This is a genomic window from Sphingobacterium sp. UBA7625 (assembly GCF_002484085.1).
GTDB lineage: Bacteria > Bacteroidota > Bacteroidia > Sphingobacteriales > Sphingobacteriaceae > Sphingobacterium > Sphingobacterium athyrii.
Genome location: NZ_DLJD01000032.1, coordinates 66934 through 87593 on the forward strand (window position 1 = coordinate 66934; position 20660 = coordinate 87593).

General features: G+C 40.8%; 21 protein-coding genes. 13 read left to right on the forward strand and 8 right to left on the reverse strand.

The window, feature by feature from the left end:
* Positions 1-306: 306 nt before the first annotated feature.
* Complete coding sequence (locus tag B4G94_RS15525; protein WP_046672889.1) at positions 307-657, reverse strand: 4Fe-4S dicluster domain-containing protein; 351 nt, start codon at positions 655-657, stop codon at positions 307-309.
* 157 nt (positions 658-814) lie between these two features.
* Between B4G94_RS15525 and B4G94_RS15530 the strand changes: the two genes are divergently transcribed.
* From B4G94_RS15530 to B4G94_RS15555, 6 genes are all read left to right on the forward strand, one after another.
* Positions 815-1828 (forward strand): acyl-CoA reductase, encoded by a 1014-nt coding sequence (locus tag B4G94_RS15530; RefSeq protein WP_286859957.1) that lies wholly within the window; start codon positions 815-817, stop codon positions 1826-1828.
* 55 nt (positions 1829-1883) lie between these two features.
* Complete coding sequence (locus B4G94_RS15535) at positions 1884-2087, forward strand: fructose-6-phosphate aldolase (RefSeq protein ID WP_108631977.1); 204 nt, start codon at positions 1884-1886, stop codon at positions 2085-2087.
* Positions 2088-2092: 5 nt separating this feature from the next.
* Positions 2093-2773, forward strand: a complete 681-nt coding sequence (locus B4G94_RS15540; protein ID WP_108631978.1) for a cell division ATP-binding protein FtsE — start codon at positions 2093-2095, stop codon at positions 2771-2773.
* Positions 2774-2931: 158 nt separating this feature from the next.
* Entirely contained in the window at positions 2932-3480 is a 549-nt protein-coding gene (locus B4G94_RS15545) for a nucleotide exchange factor GrpE (RefSeq protein WP_108631979.1), read from the forward strand.
* 10 nt (positions 3481-3490) lie between these two features.
* Positions 3491-4648, forward strand: a complete 1158-nt coding sequence (gene dnaJ / locus B4G94_RS15550; RefSeq protein ID WP_165306603.1) for a molecular chaperone DnaJ — start codon at positions 3491-3493, stop codon at positions 4646-4648.
* Between the two features lie 313 nt (positions 4649-4961).
* Positions 4962-5549, forward strand: coding sequence for an outer membrane beta-barrel protein (locus B4G94_RS15555; protein WP_108631981.1), 588 nt, complete (start codon positions 4962-4964; stop codon positions 5547-5549).
* A gap of 61 nt (positions 5550-5610) precedes the next feature.
* Here the strand turns inward: B4G94_RS15555 and B4G94_RS15560 are convergent, their stop codons facing one another.
* Positions 5611-6384, reverse strand: coding sequence for a C40 family peptidase (locus B4G94_RS15560; RefSeq protein WP_286859961.1), 774 nt, complete (start codon positions 6382-6384; stop codon positions 5611-5613).
* Positions 6385-6457: 73 nt separating this feature from the next.
* On the opposite strand from B4G94_RS15560, the gene B4G94_RS15565 reads away from it, so the two are divergent.
* Positions 6458-6931 carry a universal stress protein gene (locus B4G94_RS15565; protein WP_165306602.1) on the forward strand — a complete coding sequence of 158 codons (474 nt, stop codon included), beginning with the start codon at positions 6458-6460 and terminating at the stop codon, positions 6929-6931.
* A gap of 91 nt (positions 6932-7022) precedes the next feature.
* On the opposite strand, the gene B4G94_RS15570 is transcribed toward B4G94_RS15565, so the two are convergent.
* From B4G94_RS15570 to B4G94_RS15595, 6 genes are read right to left on the reverse strand one after another with little or no spacing between them, the layout of a single operon-like run.
* Positions 7023-8198: an RsmB/NOP family class I SAM-dependent RNA methyltransferase gene (locus B4G94_RS15570; protein WP_286859963.1), complete on the reverse strand. Its 1176-nt coding sequence runs from the start codon at positions 8196-8198 to the stop codon at positions 7023-7025.
* Between the two features lie 7 nt (positions 8199-8205).
* Positions 8206-9489, reverse strand: coding sequence for an ABC transporter substrate-binding protein (locus B4G94_RS15575; RefSeq protein WP_108631985.1), 1284 nt, complete (start codon positions 9487-9489; stop codon positions 8206-8208).
* Positions 9446-10996 (reverse strand): glutamine-hydrolyzing GMP synthase, encoded by a 1551-nt coding sequence (guaA, locus tag B4G94_RS15580; protein ID WP_286859966.1) that lies wholly within the window; start codon positions 10994-10996, stop codon positions 9446-9448. Before guaA ends, B4G94_RS15575 begins: the two co-directional genes overlap by 44 nt.
* Before the next feature lie 42 nt (positions 10997-11038).
* The gene (pyrF, locus tag B4G94_RS15585) at positions 11039-11875 is read right to left on the reverse strand and encodes an orotidine-5'-phosphate decarboxylase (protein WP_286859968.1); all 837 of its coding nucleotides are present in this window, start codon (positions 11873-11875) and stop codon (positions 11039-11041) included.
* Positions 11876-11894: 19 nt separating this feature from the next.
* The gene (locus B4G94_RS15590) at positions 11895-12488 is read right to left on the reverse strand and encodes a TlpA family protein disulfide reductase (protein WP_286859970.1); all 594 of its coding nucleotides are present in this window, start codon (positions 12486-12488) and stop codon (positions 11895-11897) included.
* Positions 12489-12507: 19 nt separating this feature from the next.
* The gene (locus tag B4G94_RS15595; protein WP_286859971.1) at positions 12508-13251 is read right to left on the reverse strand and encodes an RluA family pseudouridine synthase; all 744 of its coding nucleotides are present in this window, start codon (positions 13249-13251) and stop codon (positions 12508-12510) included.
* Positions 13252-13334: 83 nt separating this feature from the next.
* Here B4G94_RS15595 and panB point away from each other — a divergent pair, with 83 nt between their 5' ends.
* The 6 genes from panB to B4G94_RS15625 all read left to right on the forward strand — a co-directional run bounded on the left by panB (position 13335) and on the right by B4G94_RS15625 (position 20634).
* Entirely contained in the window at positions 13335-14150 is an 816-nt protein-coding gene (gene panB / locus B4G94_RS15600; RefSeq protein ID WP_108631990.1) for a 3-methyl-2-oxobutanoate hydroxymethyltransferase, read from the forward strand.
* Between the two features lie 9 nt (positions 14151-14159).
* On the forward strand, positions 14160-14762 hold the full coding sequence (locus tag B4G94_RS15605; RefSeq protein WP_286859972.1) for a hypothetical protein: 603 nt from the start codon (positions 14160-14162) through the stop codon (positions 14760-14762).
* An 85-nt stretch (positions 14763-14847) separates the two neighbouring features.
* Entirely contained in the window at positions 14848-15003 is a 156-nt protein-coding gene (locus B4G94_RS15610; protein WP_108631992.1) for a 30S ribosomal protein THX, read from the forward strand.
* A 170-nt stretch (positions 15004-15173) separates the two neighbouring features.
* Positions 15174-16235: an efflux RND transporter periplasmic adaptor subunit gene (locus tag B4G94_RS15615; RefSeq protein WP_108631993.1), complete on the forward strand. Its 1062-nt coding sequence runs from the start codon at positions 15174-15176 to the stop codon at positions 16233-16235.
* Between the two features lie 6 nt (positions 16236-16241).
* Positions 16242-19325 carry an efflux RND transporter permease subunit gene (locus B4G94_RS15620; protein WP_108631994.1) on the forward strand — a complete coding sequence of 1028 codons (3084 nt, stop codon included), beginning with the start codon at positions 16242-16244 and terminating at the stop codon, positions 19323-19325.
* Positions 19326-19332: 7 nt separating this feature from the next.
* The gene (locus B4G94_RS15625; RefSeq protein WP_286859973.1) at positions 19333-20634 is read left to right on the forward strand and encodes a TolC family protein; all 1302 of its coding nucleotides are present in this window, start codon (positions 19333-19335) and stop codon (positions 20632-20634) included.
* Positions 20635-20660: the final 26 nt, after the last annotated feature.

The following is a 20660-nucleotide window of genomic DNA, read 5'->3' on the forward strand; positions in this document are numbered from 1 at the left end:
GCAACTATCCAACGGACAGCCATTAGAAATTCATGCGAAAAGCCTACAACATCAAATTCGTATAATACAGCAATGATACAAGCTAATGTAACTGTGATCAGGGTGATGTACCCTATTTTGGTTTTTAACATTTAAAAGATTTTAATGGTCAAAAGAACAAAAATAAAAAAATCCTATGCTTTTGCAAATATTATTATTTAAACGGCCACTGTTTCACAACAAAATACCGATTTCTCAGAAATGCAGGAGCATAAAAAAAGCAGGATAATTTCTTACCCTGCTTTATATTTTAACGGAATCAAAAAATTATTCCGCGTGTAACCAAGCTTTTTTCGCTAATAGCTCATCGTTAGACTCGCGTACATCTTCGTCATCCACACAACAGTCTACCGGACAAACAGCCGCACATTGCGGCTCATCGTGGAAACCTACACACTCCGTACATTTATCCGAAACAATATAATAGACTTCATTTGAGATCGCTTCCTGTGATTCATTCGCATCGAGCGTAACGCCATCACCAAAATCTATAACACCATCTAAAGCAGTCCCATCTGAGAATTTCCAAGTTACACCAGCATCGTATATTGCATTATTTGGGCATTCTGGTTCGCAAGCACCACAGTTAATGCATTCGTCTGTAATTTTAATCGCCATTTATAACCTCACAATTATGATAAATAAACTATTTTTGCATTATCAATATGAAAACAAAGTCTGATTGTACAATAAGGCTAGTTGATTCACGTTGATTAATGTTAACAGCACAAATATAACACAAATTTGTGTATTCATCTTTTAAAAATTTAATATTTTGACAAAGCAACAACGAATAAATGCGTTTGTAAAACTGGGTGAACTGTTGAAAAAGCAGCCTGAAGATCTTATTCAGATCATTCAACTGGCGCAACATAAAAACCCTTGGTATACCGTAAAAAATGTTGAAAATGCCCTACATGCGATTACTTCCAACTTAACGGCAGAACAGCTCAATTACTGGTTACAGGACTATCCGGATAGCGAGTCGGCTAAAACAGTAGGCTTAATTCTCGCCGGAAATATTCCACTGGTTGGTTTTCATGATATCCTTTGTGTATTAATCAGCGGATTTAAGGCAAAAATTAAAGTATCCTCAGATGACGCTGGTTTAACAACCTATGTACTCAATCGTTTAAAACAAATCGAACCCGCTTTTGAAACAGCTTTTGAAATCGTAGATAAACTCAAAGACTTCGACCTTGTCATTGCGACCGGATCAAATAATACGGCCCGTTACTTCGATTATTATTTTGGAGTTAAGCCGCATATTATCCGACGCAACAGAAATAGTGTTGCCGTTATTACCGGTACGGAATCCGCTGCACAACTACAGGCTTTGGGGCACGACATCTTCGATTATTTCGGACTCGGCTGTCGTTCCGTTTCCAAAATTTTTGTTCCGAAAGGCTATAATGTTTCCCATTTTTTTGAAGGAATAGCAGATTTTAAAGATGTGGCTGACCACTATAAATACAATAACAATTACGACTACAATAAATCCATCTATTTGATCAATGGAGACAAACATTTTGACAATGGTTTTCTATTGCTCAAACGGGATGAGCGTACAGCATCTCCGCTATCTGTCGTTTATTATGGAGAATACGACAGCCTTGGAGATGTCGAAAACGAGTTGAATCAACAAGCTGAAAATATCCAATGTGTGGTCTCGGAAGTGCAATTGAACATTCAGTCGCCAGTTTTTCATTTTGGTGAAAGTCAGTGTCCTGCTTTAGATGATTATGCAGATGGGATAAATACCTTAGACTTCTTATTTGCAAATCAGTAAGCTTCGGTTAATTTCGTAGTACGGAAATTGCATTAAAAATACTAACTTTGAAATCATGTATATCATTAAAGTAAGAGGTGTCGCCAAAATTCCCGACTATGTGCAGCTGCGAGATGATGCCTTCACCTTGTTGGCATATTTTAGAGTGGATCGGCCTGACAAGTCTCTTGATAAGATCGGATTAGGAGAAAAGGCAGAATATATCATGCAATTGGTCAAAGAAATGCCTTTTGGCCAAATTAAAAAATTAGAGTTTTAACGCCCATGATTGAAAATAAAGTAATTACATTAAAGAACGTTGATATCTTTCAACAGAAACATCTGGTATTATCCAATGTCAATTTAAGTATCGGCAAAGGAGAGTTTCTCTACCTTATCGGACAGTCTGGCAGTGGAAAAAGTAGTTTATTAAAAATCATCTATGGCGATTTGTATATCGGCAATGGCGAAGGAATGATTGCTGGCTTTGATTTAAAGAAACTTCATGAAAATGATGTCCCCTATTTACGCAGGAAATTGGGAATTGTCTTTCAGGATTTTCATTTACTCTCAGACCGGACGATCGAAAAGAACTTGGAGTTTGCCTTAAAGGCGACGGGCTGGAAAGATAAAAAAATGATCGATGCACGTATCTTGGACGTCTTGGAAAAAGTCGGACTCCGTTCCAAATTAAAGAAAATGCCCCATGAACTTTCAGGTGGTGAGCAACAACGGATCGTTATTGCTCGTGCACTACTGAATAATCCGGAGATCATTTTGGCGGATGAGCCTACGGGTAATCTGGATCCGGCAACGTCGGAGGAAATTGTCCTTTTACTGCGTGACATTGCCAATTCTGGAACTGCAATTTTAATGGCTACCCACGATTATACCATTATTCGCAATATGCCATCCCGGATTATCAAAACCGGGGACGGTATTCTACAGGATGATGTCAGCATCTAAACGAAAAACTGACAGTTAAAAAGACATTTTTACAAATTCCGACAAATTGTTAGGCTTTTTTGATAAAATCTGACAAGCTGTCGGAATTTTATTGTTTGGCAAAAACTTTGACAAAGGAAGGTATAGTAAATTTTTGAATCTATTTTAGCATTGAAGATATGAATGAGCAAGATAATTATTATGATGAGAGTCAAGATCAAGTAGAAACTAATTCTTCTGATCAACAGGAGCAGCCTTCGGAAAATCAGGTAGAATTGTCTCCTGAAGAGAAGCTGGCAGCCGAATTGGCAGAGGCAAAGGATAAATACATTCGTCTATCTGCTGAATTTGACAATTACCGAAAACGTACGAGCAAAGAGCGTGTTGAATTGATTCAATCAGCCGGTAAAGATGTGATCGGAAAGTTATTACCTACCTTAGATGATTTTGACCGTGCCTTAAATGCCATGGAAACTGCAACAGATGTGGCATCTGTCAAAACGGGAATGGATATCGTTAACAACAAACTAAGACAGACATTGTCTCAATTGGGGTTAAAAGAAATGGAAACGATCGGTCAGGCATTTGACCCTGAATTGCAGGAAGCTATTACATCTATTCCAGCACCAACGGCAGATTTAAAAAATAAAGTAGTGGACGTTATCGAAAAGGGGTACTACCTAGGTGACAAAGTGATCCGTCACGCGAAAGTAGTTATAGGTCAATAATAGTAAGACGATGTCAAAAAGAGATTATTACGATATACTTGGTGTCGCGCGTTCAGCGGACGAGAAGGAGATTAAATCAGCTTATCGCAAATTAGCGATTAAATATCACCCAGATAAAAATCCCGGTGATCATGAAGCTGAGGAAAAATTTAAGGAAGCTGCTGAGGCATACGATATCTTGAGCAATCCACAAAAACGTCAGCGCTACGACCAATTTGGCCACGCCGGTAATTCAGCAAGTGGTGGCTACGGTGGTGGCGGCGGAATGAATATGGACGATATATTCAGTCAGTTCGGTGATATTTTTGGTGGTGGACATCCGTTCGAAAGCTTCTTTGGAGGTGGCGGCGGAGGTCAACGTGGAGGACGTCGCGTAGCGCGTGGAAGCAATTTACGCATTAAAGTTAAATTGACTCTTGAAGAAATCGCTAAAGGTGTTGAGAAAAAGGTTAAAGTAAATAAACAAGTTTCCTGTCATAGTTGTGAGGGCACAGGAGCAAAAGATAAATCGTCTTTCCATACCTGTAAAACCTGTGGTGGCTCAGGATCAGTACGCAGAGTGACCAACACCATCTTGGGACAAATGCAAACCACCAGCACCTGTCCTACCTGTAATGGCGAAGGTGTTGAAATTACCGCAAAATGTACAACTTGCCGAGGTGAAGGATTAGAACGCGGTGAAGAAACAATTGCGATCAATATTCCAGCAGGTGTGAGCGAAGGAATGCAGCTCTCAATGAGCGGTAAAGGTAACGCAGCTCCACGGGGCGGTATTCCGGGAGACCTAATCATATTAATCGAAGAAGTACCTCACGAAAGCTTAAAACGTGATGGCCTAAATGTCATTTATGATCTGTACATCAATTTTGTGGACGCTACATTAGGTACTAGTGTAGAAGTACCTACAATTGACGGAAAAGCCAAAATAAAAATTGAACCCGGAACGCAGGGGGGCAAAATATTACGTCTAAAAGGAAAAGGTATTCCCGAGGTCAATTCCTACCACAAGGGGGATCAACTTGTTTATGTGAATATCTGGACACCAAAAGCTGTATCCAACGAAGAAAAAGAACTATTAAATAAACTCAAAGAATCACCGAACTTCAAACCGCAGCCCGGTAAAAGTGAGAAGTCATTCTTTGAACGCATAAAAGAATATTTCGAATAAAAAGTCGGATTTAAACAACGCGTGGAGAGTCCTATATCAATTGATATAGGACTCTTTTTTTGCTTTCTTACGTCAAATTGACAAATAGTTACAAAAAGTCAACACTCTTCAGACATTGTTAAAACAATAAGCAATCTATAAAAAAAAGCATAAAATTTAATCAATTGAACCACTATCATTTACGATTTTGGTAAAATATCTAGACAATATAGTGACAATAAAATAAAATAACTTTACGATATTTGACTAATGAATTTAAAAAGTCAGAAAGTAATTACTGGCTCATCAGAACAAACTATTAAATAAAAAAGACATGAAAAAAGTTTTACTTACATTAACTGCCATTGCAGGTTTAACAATTGCAGCAAACGCACAAACTGAAAAAGGAAAAATTATGGTTGGTGGTCAAGTTGGCTTCGAAACTTCTAAAGTTAAAGATACAGACCGCAAAGATAATTCATTTTCTATCAATCCAACTGTTGGTTACTTCGTTAGTGACAACTGGGCAGTAGGTACTGGCGTTGGTTACAACTGGAGCAAAAACGAAGTTGACAAAAACCACAGTACTAAAGTTGATGCTTTTCAAGTAGCTCCATTCGTCAGAAAATACTCTGCTAATGGTCCATTAAGATTCTTTGCTCAATTATCTGTACCAATGTCATGGGGAAAAGTGACAGCTGAATCAAATAACGTTGAAACAAAAAACAAATTCGAAAACTATGGGGTTGAATTAGCACCAGGATTGGCGTACTTCCCAACAAGTAAAATTGGTATCGAATTAAAAGTTAGAGGTTTATACTATAACTATAACAAAGATAAAACCAACGATATCACAACAAATACATTTGGTTTAGATGCGAACTCTTTAGCACCAACTTTAGGTGTACAGTTCCATTTCTAATCGGTAGTTGATAAGAAAGAAAGAGGCTATAGGTACTGATACTTATAGCCTTTTTTGATCATTAGGTATAGCGTTTAATAATTCGCAATTTATGGGAATAGCGATTTAGTTCCTGATTAAAAATGCCTTCATTGTCCATTCGGTCAATACGTACTTTCGCTGAGGCATGAATAATAGTATCCCGATCCAGCATAATGCCCACATGAGTAATCCGTCCATCCGCGTTGTCAAAATAAGCTAAATCCCCCACTTTAATTTCCGAAATAAAATCAACTGTCTCCCCAAGTTCTGCTTGCTGATACGCATCCCTAGGCAGAGTTATGCCAAAACAGCTATAGATCAACTGCGAAAAACCAGAACAGTCTATTCCCCACTGAGAACGTCCACCCCATAAATAGGGTGTATCCTTATAGCTCATGGCCAGTTCGGCAACTTTAGTTTCAAAATCAGCCCCAGAAAAAGAGTTGATACTGCCTTGGTAAGTCATATCCAGCTGTGCTACCCGAAACCGATCTCCCTCAGCTAAATAGAGCTTTGTACCATGGCAGAGGTATAGCCGCTCCGTACCATTCAGAAGCAAGCCTCCTTCCCTGCCAACCAGTCTTAGAGCTGCGGCAAGATATTCCTCCATTTCCATAGGATCAAGCTCCCTAAACTGACCATTCTGAATCCAGCCCAAGTAACCTGTTTCTAACAGCCTTATCGATGTCCATTCCGTCTGTATTTCCAGAATTTCAAATAATTCAGCAAACAACACCTGGGAAACCATCTCACTCCGATGTGCCTGTTCCGCACGCAACGGAACGAGAGCTAACGTACAAATACCATATTTCATTGGCCCAACAAAACAAAATTGTCAAATATGTGATTATATATTATAAAACGAAGATAAATTAATTATAGTAGATATGGAGAATACAAATTTAAAATTCAAAAGAATACTCGTTGCAGTCGATGATGCTCCATGTTCAGAGAAAGCCATTCTCTATGCGAAGGAAATGGCTCAGGTATTTAACGCCTCAGTTGCGCTCGTCACGGTTATTCCGCCCACCTCACCGACTAATTTTGGAGCTGATCCCTTATTGGGTCAGCAACCGATCATTGTGCCGGAGGTATCCGAAATGGAACAGGAAAATGCGCAAAAATATCTTGAAAAATTAAGCCGCGAATTTACGGAATCGGGAGAAGTATATCTTTTCAATCGAATTGGATCCATCAAAGAAGAAATTCTTGCTGCTTCGCATGAATGGTCGGCAGACCTCATCATTATGGGATCAAATGGACGAACTGGGTTCGACCATTTTATTTCAGGTTCTGTATCGGAGTCCGTTATCCGCAAAGCTACCTGTCCGGTGCTGGTCATTCCAAGCAAATGCGATTAACGGATCTGTCCGAATTGCAATGGTCGAGATAAAATAAAGAGCCTATTCTTAGGAAAAGAATAGGCTCTTCTATATTTCTAGGCCAATCTGCTTATTTTTTGATCAATCGGGCGACAAACATACTATCCGCTCTTTCCGTATAACCATCCAGACAACGCATGCTTTCCAGTTCAAAACCTAAATTATTTAAGATGTAATCTACCACCTCTTCATTCTCAGCCTTAAATATCGAGCAGGTAATATAGATCAGTGGCTTCCCCACTTTCACATAACCGGCGACATGACTTGCAATTGTCTTCTGCAATGTGCTAAACTCCTCGATCTTGACGGTTTTAAACTGCCGGATCATCTCTGGTGTGCGCCCCCAGGTCCCGGAGCCCGTACAGGGTGCATCCAATAATACCCCGTCAAATTTTTCATTCCCCAATATGGGATATGGGTCTTTTGTCAGGTCCAGTATTTTCTTTCGGTAATGCTTAATTCCCGCCAGGTCAAATCGTTCGTCCAGATTTCGGAGGATACTCATACGAAGATCAGATACCAATAGGTTTATCGAGGGACAGGCATCCATTAACAAAAGAGATTTACCCCCGGATGCTGCGCAAGCATCCCACCAAGATTCCCTTTCCGCCGGTTTCATAAATGCAAGTGTACGCTGTGAAGATAGATCCTGCACTTCAACAAGTCCTTCTAATGTGGAAAATCGCTGCAATGAGGTACCATTCGCTAAAGCGATAGTCTGATCGTCCAATTCGTGATAGGGAATCTGATTTTCGTCCAAAATCGCACGTACGATTTTATTTTTACCCCTTTTTATTCGAATATAGAGATGTGGTTGTACCAGTTGGCTCTCCAAAAAAAGTTTGGTATCAATCTGGGGCGAAAAATATGCGGTAAATGGAAATAGATCCTCGCTTTTTATTAGTCCTTCAGATTCTAGAAAAGCAATCTTTTCGCCTACAGATAAACCCAGCTTTCCAAGATATGCCGGTTCGAGTAAGCTCACCAATGGGCTGTCTTTTTCACATAAAAACTCAGCAAGGACCAGTCGTCGCTGCTGTGACAACTGTGGGGCCGCTGCCCCCAAACGAAAATAGTTATAGCACAAACGGGAAGTAGACTTCCGATCCGAGGATCCCATCTGTTTATTTTCCTTAAAAAAAGTCGTCAAATATCGTGAAAATGGCTGATGTCCCTCAAAACCATCCATTGCACGCTCAAAATTACGTATTTGTTGGTAAACACGTTTTTCACTGAATTCAGCCATTCAAAGATTATTTTCTTTCAAATTTCCTGTTGTGATAGACCATTATCCCTAAAGCTCTATTGGCATAGCCCCATTTTGGATAAAACTCAAACTTATAATCACTATTGAGCCCCGAGAATTTTTCCTGGGTGATATGGCTTACATAGTCAACACCATATTTATGGAGCAAACGGCCAAAATAAACAGCCGCATCGTAGCCCTTATAGGAAAACTCAGAAGGATCGACTTTATACAGCGATTTATAATTTGCTATAAACTTTCTCGTATCACCATCTGATTCATCGGCCAGACTCGAAGATGTAATGGTCAAGCCATAAAAGTCCATATTTTCAAAATTTTCAAAAGAAAGCTTCGAAAAGTTTGGATGTCCATACAACTTGAATTGATTACCGGGGTTCAAGAAACGCTCATCCATAGCATCCAACAATCCTTTGACGAGATTCTTATTAGCGGTTCCGGACACCACATGATTCGTTCCTGCGAGTACAAGACTATTATTGAGCTCATTGATGCTCATCACTGTTTTTATCTTTGCCTGCGCATTTGCCTTTGTAACTTCATTAGCAAAATTAACCAAAAACTGTTTGCTCTCATCATCACCGGCATCATAGATCAAAATCTGATCGCCATTATAATACTGATCGGCAACGTATTTTGCCAAGGTTTCAGCATGTGTCCGTATCGACGGTGTCATGGACACAAGGTTGGGCAGGCTAAATTCTGAAGCCATCGTTGCTGCCAATGGAGAAACCTGAAGAACATTTTTATTGGCAAAAGTCTGCGCAAAACTTCGAATTTCCCTTGGATAGACAGGTCCGACAACAAGCGCGGCATCCTTTACTGCCGCCGCGGTTCCCAACGACGCATTATAGGCAACATTATCGCGCGAGTCGATAACCTGCAAATCAAAAAGCATCCCGTCTTTAGCGATCTTATCCAGACCTAATTGAAAACCTTGGTAAAAATCCAGTGCCAGAGCAGAGCGCTCGACGTCTTCAGTAGTCACCGTTTTAGCGATGCTATTTAATTCAAACGGCAAAAGCAGCGCAATTTTATTGTTCTTAACCGAATGGCCATTTACATTTTGCACATCACCTACCTTTATGGCAGGTTTATCTTTCTCACTGTTTGGTTTAGTGACAGCAGTTTGCTGTTCGCCCCGACTAGAAGAGGGCGAACGCAATACTGTGCTTTTTTTGGTTGTACAGCTCGCTAAGCATAATGCCACTAGTGCTGCAACCCATATTTTATTCCCACTCAATCGTAGCGGGTGGTTTTGAACTGATATCATATACAACTCTGTTAATTCCTTTCACATGGTTGATAATTTCATTTGAAATTTTTGCCAACAGGTCATATGGTAGATGTATCCAATCTGCAGTCATCCCATCAAGCGATCCTACAGCTCTTAAGCTCACGACATGCTCGTAAGTACGTTCGTCACCCATTACCCCTACTGACCGTACAGGTAAAAAGATCGTACCAGCCTGCCATACTTTATCATACCAACCGGATTCTTTCAAGTTATTGATAAATATCGCATCTGCTTCCTGGACAATCCGTACTCTTTCGGCAGTAATATCACCTAAAATACGAATGGCCAAACCTGGACCGGGGAATGGATGTCTGCCCAAAATCGCCTGATCTACCTCTAATGCCCTACCAACTCTTCTGACCTCATCTTTAAATAACGTCTTCAATGGTTCAACAACTTTCAATTTCATAAAATCAGGCAAACCGCCTACATTATGATGTGATTTTATGGTTGCTGAAGGTCCTTTAACCGAAACTGATTCAATAATATCAGGATAAATTGTACCCTGTCCCAACCACTTGGCTTCAATTCCTTCCGGTAATTCTTTTTGAATTTCCTTCGCAGCTTCGTCAAACACATCAATAAAGGAATTACCGATGATTTTACGCTTCTCCTCAGGTTCAGAAACTCCTGCCAAACGACCATAGAATAAGTCTTTTGCATTAATCCCTTTAATATTTAAACCCATATTTTTGTAAGAATCCAATACTTGCTCGTATTCATCTTTACGAAGCAAACCATGATCCACGAAAATACAATGTAATTTCTGTCCGATTGCGTGGTGTAATAAAACTGCAGCAACAGTAGAATCCACACCTCCGGATAAAGCCATGATCACATGATCATCACCCAGCTGTTCTTTCAATGATGCTACGGTTGTATCTACAAAAGCATCTGGAGTCCAGTCCTGCGCACAACCACAGATCCCGACAACAAAATTTTTCAATAAAATGGCACCATCCGTGCTGTGTGTTACTTCTGGATGAAACTGTATACCATAAGTGCGTGTGCCTTTTACCTGGTAAGCCGCTACGCGTACTTTATCTGTACTGGCAATGATATCAAAGTTTGCTGGCACCTCCTTAATCGTATCGCCATGCGACATCCATACTTGAGATTGTACGGGTACACCTGCCAACAATTCATTTTCACTATTGAGAAATTGCAGATTTGCACGACCATATTCACGGATTTCAGATGGCAATACATCTCCACCTGATTGTTGAGCAATGTACTGTGCACCATAACACACCCCTAAAAGAGGAAAGCGCTCCTGAATAGCGACAAAATCAATTTGAGGTGCATCCTCTTGTCGAACCGAAAAGGGGCTTCCGGAGAATATAACACCTTTCACAGATTCGTCAAAATCTGGCAATTTATTAAACGGGTGTATCTCACAATACACATTTAGTTCTCTGACACGTCTTGCAATTAATTGCGTGTACTGAGACCCGAAGTCTAGAATGATAATTTTTTCTGGCATGCTGCAAAGGTAAGTATTACGAATGAATTATTAAATGTCAAATCAGGAAATAATACCTGCTTTTAGCAGTTCAATTTCCATCTCTTTTTGTAATTTCAAGGCTTCCTCACGCGCGCGTTCCGCAAAATCACGTCCTTTTGAAGCATATATAATTCCTCTGGTACTATTCACCAAAAGTCCACAATCTCTATTCATCCCATATTTACAAACATCTTCTAGCGAGCCGCCCTGTGCACCTACCCCCGGCACCAATAGAAAATGTTCCGGTGCATGTTCACGAATCTTAATAAAGCCTTCTCCCCTTGTCGCCCCCACAACATACATTAAATTGTCTATATTCCCCCAAGTATTTACTTTGTCAATAACCTGCTCAAATAACTGAAGCCCTTCCTTATTCTCAAAATTCTGAAAGTCCCGGCTGCCTTCATTTGATGTTAATGCCAGTACAATAGCCCACTTATCCTTGAAATCCAAAAACGGTGTGACCGAATCTTTCCCCATGTAGGGAGCAATGGTTATGCTATCAAATCCTAAACCGGAGTTTGACTCATCAAAAAATGCCATTGCGTAACGGCCTGAGGTATTTCCGATATCGCCCCGTTTGGCATCTGCGATACTAAAACAGTCTTTCGGCAATGCAGCCCAAGTTTTTTGAAGCGACTGCCATCCCTTTAGTCCGTAACATTCATAAAAGGCGATATTTGGTTTATAAGCGACACATAAATCAGCTGTAGCATCTATAATTGCTTTATTAAAACTATAGATCGGGTCCTCATCATCCAAAAGATGCTCAGGAATCTTAGTAAGGTCTGTGTCCAATCCGACACATAAAAACGAACGTTTCTCTTTAATTTGATGAATAAGTTCTGCTCTGGTCATGCTAATGTATAGATCGTAATTATTTATTGATTAAATCTTGAATAAAGGTTGCCACATCGGGTGTAGAATAATCGGCCATACCCTCATGCCATGTCGCTAAGTTGCCGTTCTTATCCAAAATAACTGTGCTTGGAATAGACTCCGAAAGCCATTCTTTAGGAATATCACTGTTCGGATAACTAATTGGCAGGGTTAACTTCTCATTCTTGACAAAAGCAGCAGCCTTCTCTTTATCACCCTCTATCTCCACAATCAGAAATACAATATTCGGATTGTCCTTAAATTTATCGTAAAGCACATTAATAGAAGGCATCTCGGCTCTGCATGGCCCACACCAAGTCGCCCAAAAGTTGATAAAAACGACCTTACCCTTTAAGTCCGCTACTTGAATGGTTTGGCCCAAAGGATTAACAAAAGAAACGGTGTTGCTCACAGGTTTTGCTACAGCATCAATCGGCTCCGCAACCTGTTTTGGTACTTCCAATTTCGGTTTAAATAAACCGATCTTCATCAACAGCTGTTGAAAATAACTCCTACTTGTCGGCCATATCAATAAACCAATGAACAGCACAAACACAACATTGCCAATTATCTTTTTTGTTTTTGGATTCATAAATAAGATTTACGGCAGATTAAGAATCAAATTTATCCAACAGCTTCAGCAAAGTCGCAAAATCTTTCGGATAAGGCGCCTCAAACACCATTTGTTCACCATTCAATTCAAATTCAACATGCTTGGCATGCAAGGCAAAACGTTTCATAATTGGTTGTTCTTCTTCATCCTTGGATAAAGTATAGCCTCTTTTCTTAATTTGCGACAGGTAAACAGGTTTTCCGCGGTACATACTATCCCCAACAATTGCGGCATGCTGTGTAGCCAAGTGAATACGGATTTGGTGCATGCGCCCAGTGATCGGTTTACACGCTACTAAGGTATAATTCTTATAATATTTAAGGGAATTAAAGATGGTTTCCGCAGGCTTGCCATTTGCACGGTCAATGGATACATTTTTATTACCTAAGTTTAAAATAGGCAGGTCGACGACAAGATCGTTAAAAGTATGCGTGCCACTGATAATGGCATGGTAGATCTTATTGACTCTGCGCTTCTCAAAAGCGATGGAAATCGAACGGTAGGTTTCCGGATTTTTCGCGATCAACAAAATACCGGAAGTCTCCTTATCCAGACGATGGCAGACTTGAGCGTCAGCATGATATTTCTTTGCCAAACGGAGAATATTAATCTCTCCCCCCTCCCTTTCATCCAAAGAAGCGACAAAAGGGGGTTTATTTATAACAATCAAATTTTCATCCTCATGGATTATTAATTCTGAAAATTTGGGAAATTTAAATAGACGGGTTTCATTCTGTATCATTTGACAAAAATACAAAACACAAGGCAGAATATTGGCCAATGTATGATAAAAACCTTACTTTTGGGTTTACAATATAAGTTAAGATGTCTGTAAACAAAGAAATAAAAAGAGTAAGCACAGCGATGCTGCAAGCAATGAAAGAACGTCAGGAGAAGATTTCGATGCTGACCAGCTATGATTACTCCATGGCCCAAATGGTAGACAGTGCCGGTGTGGATGTTATTCTGATCGGAGATTCTGCAGCCAATGTATTTGCTGGCTATGAAACCACCCTACCCATCACGCTCGACAATATGATCTACCATGCAGCGGCCGTTGCACGGGGCACTGAACGCGCCATGGTCTTGGCAGATTTACCTTTTGGTAGCTACCAGGGTTCTGCAAACGAAGCCTACAACGCCGCTGTACGCATGATGAAAGAATCCGGTGCCCATGCCCTGAAATTGGAAGGCGGTCTTGAAATTATTGAAAATATCAAAAAGATTATTTCCGGCGGAATCCCAGTTTGTGGACATCTGGGTTTAACGCCACAGTCCATTAACAAATTTGGAAATTTTGGTGTCCGTGCCAAGGAAGAACAAGAAGCAGCCAAACTTATTGAAGATGCACTGGCCCTACAAGAAGTGGGCTGTTTTGCCATTGTATTGGAGAAAATTCCAGCAGCTTTAGCCAAAACGGTAACCGAAAAATTGGATATTCCAACAATCGGAATAGGTGCAGGTGCCGATTGCGATGGCCAAGTATTGGTCATTAATGACATGTTGGGGATGAATGCGGATTTTAAGCCCAAGTTTATGCGACATTTTGCCAATCTTCACGAGCAGATTACAACAGCAGTGAGCAATTATGTTGCTGAAGTCAAGGCTGTCCAGTATCCAAATGCAGAAGAACAATATTAACCAAGCATCATGAAATTGTTGATCGTTGGACTAATTCTCCTAGCTGCTTATCTTCTGATCCGGAAAAAATTTAATTTTTCCGGATCAGAAGACATAAATTCCAAAAATTTAAAATCGGGCTTCCAATTGATCGAAGCACCCGCTGCACTCATTCAATCCACCCTCAAGAAAACAATCTCTAATGTCATTATGGGTGTGATACTTATTCTCATTACGATATTACTCTTTGTAAAAATCAAAATTGTATTGTTTCTGCTTCCAATCGCCTTCTTTTTAATTGGTTACCTTTTTCTTTTCAACAATCACTTCAGCAAGATCAAGAGTCAGCAGATATGGTTTAACGCCAAAACAAATGAGGTTTTTGTGGAACAGCTTCGTGCGGATAATTATACTTTCAATATTTTCCGGGACATTCAGGGCGTACAACAGGTTGAGTCCATTCAGACCACCAGAGGTCTGCTCTATGGTTATTATCGGATCAAATTAAAAGATCACATCCTGGAGATCCCGTATCTGCTGTTCGAAAATAAACCGGCCAATAACCTGTTCTTTGATACCATCAGCCAAAACTTTAAAATAGACATACAGAAAAGAATTTTCCCAATCATTTAATATTAAGTAAATTGCAAATCCAAAAGGAATATGGTATATTTAAACTTATCAATAATGTATTGTTAAAACCAAAATATTTTATACTATGGGAAAAGGTGATATCAAAACCAGAAGAGGAAAAATATCAAACGGTTCTTTTGGAAAAAGAAGACCACATTTATCGAAAGCTTCCATCAAACCAAAAGTAGATGATTCGACGCAAAAAGAAGTCGAAAAGAAAACAGTCAAAGCGAAAAAATAATAAGCATAAAGCTAGAACAGGTTTCTAGCTTTTTTTATAGCCGGCATATTGCGCCATCAACGGATAGATGGTTGCTTCGTATTGTAAAATCCTTTTGACAACCGGTTTCATGATTAGAATAAACCTATCTTTATCCGTCAAATCAAAAACCACATAAGGACTATACCACAATGAATAAAAAAACGACCATCTACATCCTTCTAGCCTGTGCTGTTATCGGAGGTGGATATTTCCTCATAAATTCAAAAAAAGACAAGAAAGAAAGTGGCCAATCTGCTGTCAAAAAAGATGCTCCTGTCGCCGCGCAAGCGATTATTGCGAAGTCATCCGTAGCAGATCGGTCGATCAATTTATCTGGGAGTATCGATGCCGAAGAAAAAGTTGAAATCAGAAGCGAAGTAAGTGGTCGAATTACAAAAATTTACTTTTCCGAGGGGCAACGTATCCAACAGGGACAGCCGTTGATCAAGATTGATGATATTGAACTTCAGGCACAACTGAAGCAAGCGCAAACGACAAATCAGCTTAATGCAGAAAATGAGCGTAGGGCAAAACTATTACTTCAGAAAGGCGCAATCAGTCAGGAAGAATTTGACATTGCTAGTGCGGCGTTAAAAACTGCACAGGCGCAGATACAATTGATTCAGGCGCAGATTTCCAAGACAACCGTGCGCGCACCATTCAGCGGTATGATCGGCTTAAGAAACATTTCCGTAGGTGCAATCGTCTCATCCAATACCCTAATCGCAAATTTAGTCAAAGACAATTCAGTCAAGATTACATTTGCCATTCCTGAAAAATACAGTAATATGGTTAAGTTAAATGCCCCCATCGAATTTAGCGTCGCCAATGACCCAACAGTCATAAAAGCAAATATTTATGCGATCGAACCTGAAGTATCCCTTGACACTCGAACATTGACTGTCCGTGCCCGGACAGCGAACGAACAAGGTCGGCTTCGGGTAGGATCCTTCGTCAATGTTATCCTGCCGATTGAAGTAGAAAATGATGCTATCGCCATCCCAACGGAGGCCATCGTTCCTGTTCAAGACGGAAAAAAAGTATTTATCCTTCAGAATGGGCTGGCTAAAGAAACCAAAGTTGAAACCGGTTCGCGCACGGATAAAGAGATTGTAATTTTATCTGGAATAAGTGCCGGAGACACGGTACTGACAACAGGTGTTCTCGCATTAAAAGATGGAGTGAAGGTTAAAGTTTCACTAGCTAACTAACTGTACATGAATTTATCCGCCGTTTTTATAAAGCGCCCCGTTTTAACTATTGTTGTCAATATTACAATTATTCTATTTGGCTACATTGGTTTTAGTTTTCTAGGCGTTCGTGAATACCCCTCCATTGATCCGGCCATCGTATCGGTTCGTACCAACTATGCTGGTGCCAATCCCGACATTATCGAGTCCCAGATCACAGAACCTCTAGAAAAGGCGATCAACTCCATCGATGGAATTCGCAACATATCCTCTTCGAGCAATCAGGGATCAAGCAATATTACAATTGAATTCGATTTAAAGAAAAATCTGGAAGAAGCTGCCAACGATGTGCGTGACAAAGTATCGCAGGCTGTCAGAAGCCTGCCTCAAGATATTGACGCCCCTCCTGTCGTATCAAAAGCAGATGCAGACTCCGACCCGATCATTACCCTTACTCTACAGAGTGAAACCAGAGATAAGCTTTCACTGAGTGATTACGCTGAAAACGTTATTTCCGAAAGGCTACAGACTATTCCCGGGGTCAGTAGCACGCAAATTTATGGTCAGAAACGTTATGCTATGCGCCTCTGGCTCAATCCCGACCGAATGGCTGCCTACGGCATTACCGCTTCCGATATCCGGACTGCGTTGAACAACCAAAATATTGAACTCCCTTCTGGTAAAATTGTTGGTAATACCACTGAATTAACTGTAAAAACAGTTGGCAACCTTTCCACTCCCGAGCAGTTTAACAACATTGTCCTAAAAGCAGATAGCACACGACTGGTCAAATTTATTGACATCGGCCGTGCTGAAATTGACGCTGAAAATTTAGAGACAAAAATGGTCAGTAATGGCAAACAACTGGTCGGCGTTGCCATTATTCCACAGCCAGGTACAAATTACCTGGATATCGCCGATAATTTTTACAAGATGCTGGATCAGATGAAAGAGGATATCCCTCAGGATATCAGCATCAATATCGCTTCTGACAATACCAAATTCATCAAAAAGTCCGTTGTTGAGGTAGCAGAGACCTTACTGATCTCCATTATTTTGGTTACACTGATCATCTATTTTTTCTTCCGTGACTGGGGAATAGCTCTACGGCCCTTATTGGATATCCCCGTATCACTGATCGCAACTTTTTTCATCATGTACATTTTTGGGTTTTCGATCAATGTGCTTACCCTACTGGCGATTGTTTTGGCAACAGGACTCGTCGTGGATGACGGAATTGTCGTCACCGAGAATATTTTTAAGAAGGTTGAAGAAGGCATGTCTCCTATTGAAGCTGCTTTAAAGGGTTCAAAAGAGATTTTCTTTGCGGTCATTTCCATTTCAGTCACACTTGCTTCTGTTTTCTTACCGGTGATATTTCTGGAAGGCTTCGTCGGTCGTCTGTTTCGTGAATTCGGAGTGGTTATCGCTTCGGCCGTCCTGGTATCGGCCTTCGTTTCCCTAACCTTGACCCCCATGCTCAATGCTTACCTGATCAAAGGTGGAGGACATAAAAAGACCCGCTTTTATGAATGGACCGAACCCATGTTCGTGAAAATGAATAAGGGGTATGCCAATAGCCTAGATAAGTTTATGAAGATCAAATGGATCAGCTTCCCGATCTTACTGGTCTGTTTTGCCATTATTGGAGTGATCTTCTCTTCCATCAAAAAAGAAACCGCCCCTTATGACGACCGGAGTAGCATTATGGTCAATGTCACAGGCCCCGAGGGAGCCACTTATGAATATATGGACCGTTATATGCAAGAACTGGACAAGCTCGTTTACGATTCCATTCCGGAAAATAAGATTAGTTTAAATATCACTTCTCCGGGTTTTGGCGCCAGTTCCGTCAACTCCGGACGGATTCGTATGACCCTGGTCGATCCGGAAGAACGTACAAAGTCGCAGGATGATGTTGCAAAAGAGCTAACCAAATGGACAAAAAAATACGATGGCGTGCGTGTCAATGTTTCGCAGACACCAACCATTTCCATGAACCGTAGAGGCGGTTTACCGGTACAGTACATTATTCAGGCACAAAATTTTGAAAAGCTCCAGGAGAAAATCCCGGAGTTTATGAATGAAGTGAATAATGATCCTACATTTTCAACAACGGATATCAACCTGAAGTTTAACAAACCCGAACTTCATGTCGAAATTGATCGGTTAAAAGCCTTGAGTATGGGTGTGTCCGTACTTGATGTCTCTCAGTCTCTTCAGCTGTTGTTAAGCGGTCAGCGTTTCGCTTATTTTATGCGTGACGGAAAGCAATATCAAGTAATCGGACAGGTGGAAAACGATAGACGGGCCACGCCAACAGATCTAACCTCAATTTATGTCCGCAATAATATCGGACAGCTCATCCAATTGGATAACGTCGTCAATGTCAAAGAAGAAAGCAGTCCGCCACAACTTTACCACAATAACCGTTACATGTCAGCTACTGTTTCCGCCGGACTTGCACCCGGTATGAGTATGAGCGATGGCATCGCTGCGATGGACCGTATCAAGGAGAACGTACTGGATCAGAGTTTTACAACCGACCTTAGTGGCGAATCCCGCGATTTTGTGGAAAGTAGCTCCAATACCCTATTTGCTTTTGGGTTAGCCCTGTTGCTGATCTATTTGATATTGGCGGCTCAATTTGAAAGCTTCCTCGATCCATTTATCATCATCCTTACCGTGCCGATGGCAGTAGCAGGTGCCCTGATTAGTTTATGGCTATTTGATCAGACCTGGAATATATTCAGCCAGATCGGAACCATTATGCTGATCGGTCTGGTGACGAAAAACGGTATTTTAATTGTTGAATTTGCCAATCAGATGCGGGAAGAGGGTATGGAAAAATTTGAGGCCATCATGCATTCGGCCGAGTCTCGCCTACGACCTATTTTAATGACCAGTCTAGCCATCGCACTAGGCGCCTTGCCAATTGCCATGTCCCTGGGAGCCGCCTCGACAAGCCGTATTGGTATGGGAGTTGTTATTGTTGGCGGTACCATATTTTCGTTGATACTGACCTTGTTCATTATCCCTGCAATCTATTATATGTGGTCAAAACCAAAGAAACACAGACCTGAATTTGATAACATTAAAAGCTACGAATAGATCAGACATGAAGAGAAATATAATCATCACACTGTTGCTTAGCTTCATCCTGTTTCAAGCCCGTGCGCAACAAGTATTAACGCTGGAGGAGGCTTTGACAACCACCCTGAGCAACAACTTCAATATCCTGTTGGCAAAAAATGACAACAAAATAGATATCGAAAATACAAGTCTCGGTAGTGCCGGAATGCTCCCTGCGGTCACCGGAAGCTTTAGCCGGAGCAATTCTATTCAAAATTCCCGTCAGGTAAGAAATGACGGACAAGTGCAGCAGATCTCCAACGCCAAGAACGACAACATGTCCTATGGAGTCAATCTTAACTGGACAGTATTTGACGGATTTGGTATGTTTGCCCGTCGCGATAGATTCAAAGAAATACAGCGCCAAGGTGAAGCCGAAATCAAATTTGAAGTGATCAGTCAGTTAAGCGAGGTCATTGCCACCTATTACAACCTGGTACAGCAAAAACGTTTATTGAATGCCTTAGACACGACCATTACGCTATCTCAATATCGTGTCACGCTGGCCGAAAACCGTCTGGAAATCGGAAAGGGATCCAAACTGGATCTGTTGAATGCAAAAGTCGACCTAAATACAGATCAGACCAATTTACTCCGTCAACGCGAGAGCTTCCAAAATACCAAGACCTACTTGAATCAGCTAATGACCCGCGATCTGGACATAGATTTTCAGGTCGAAGATGAGATGAAACTGGATACGGATCTTAAATTGGGTGATCTGATCCAGATAGCGGATCAGCAAAATCCACAAATTCAATTGGCACTCATCAATAAAAGAGTCGCTGAACTGAATCTAAAATCCGTCAAAGCGGAACGTTATCCCAAAATCGGACTGAATACAGGGTATAATTGGAATGAATCCCACTCCTCTTTGGGTTTCTCGACTGAAAACAAAAATAAAGGGCTCAACTATGGTGTGACGGCTTCACTGAATATTTTCAACGGCTTTATCCAAAACAGAAATGAACGAATCGCGAAATTTCAGATGCAAAGCACAGAAATACAGATACAGCAGCAAAAACAAAATATACAGGCACAAGTTCGGACACTCTTCCAAACCTATATGACCAATATCGAATTGGCGAACGTAGAAAAAAAGAACGAAGAGCTGGCCAAAGAAAATCTAAACATTACCATGGATAAGTTTCGTATCGGAACGATTACGCCCCTGGAAGTAAGGACGGCACAGTTAAATTACATCAATGCAATGACCAGGAGCTATACGGCGCAGTACGATGCGAAAGTTTCAGAAATACGCCTGAAGGAACTCACTGGCGAAACCTATTAACTACGATAGACAGTCCTTTCAGTATG